The sequence below is a fragment of the Mesorhizobium sp. M2A.F.Ca.ET.039.01.1.1 genome, assembly GCF_003998035.1.
Taxonomy (GTDB): Bacteria; Pseudomonadota; Alphaproteobacteria; order Rhizobiales; family Rhizobiaceae; genus Mesorhizobium.
Map to the genome: position 1 here is coordinate 1 of NZ_RZRY01001465.1, position 545 is coordinate 545.

Genomic DNA, 545 nt, shown 5'->3' on the forward strand with positions numbered 1-545 from the left:
GGCCCAGCGCTACTGCCGCAAGCCGCAATCGTCCTCGAAATGCCATGACTTTTCCAATTCCCGCCGGTGACGCCGGCTTTGTTCTGATTGCTAAAATATGTGGCAGAAGCGGCGGTCAACGGGAAGTCACGTTGCGGTGAAATTTTTGCTGTTGCAGCCGCAGGTAAGGGCGCAATAGGAGAGCGTTTGCATTTCAAGGCGCGGTTCGATTCGGGAGCAGCATCCCCGCCATGTGGCAAACTCTCCTGACCCCTGTCGATCTTTATTGCGAACGGACGGGATCAGGACTTTGGGCCGAGTCGGCTAATGCTTTGACCAACCTTGCTTTCATTGCCGCGGAACTGTGGGGCGCCCGGCAAGTGCGGCGATACAAGACCGGCACCTTCGCCGAGGTGCTGGCCTGGTGGATGGTCGTGATCGGCATCGGCTCGACCCTGTTCCTCGCCAGCAAAAGCACGATCTGGGCCGACATCCTGCCGATCGCCGGTTTCACGCTGGCCTACACGCTGTTCAACCTGCGCCCGAAGGGAGTAGGGGAGTAAGGC

At 59.3% G+C, this 545-nt stretch carries 1 protein-coding gene and 1 pseudogene; one reads left to right on the forward strand and one right to left on the reverse strand.

Going from position 1 to position 545, the window contains the following annotated elements:
* A partial coding sequence (locus EOA24_RS42685; protein WP_210213669.1) for a hypothetical protein occupies nucleotides 1-197 on the reverse strand: 197 nt, incomplete at its 3' end.
* Nucleotides 198-230: 33 nt separating this feature from the next.
* Between EOA24_RS42685 and EOA24_RS40475 the strand changes: the two are divergent.
* Nucleotides 231-521, forward strand: a pseudogene (locus EOA24_RS40475) (hypothetical protein); the annotation flags it as partial.
* Nucleotides 522-545 lie beyond the last annotated feature (24 nt).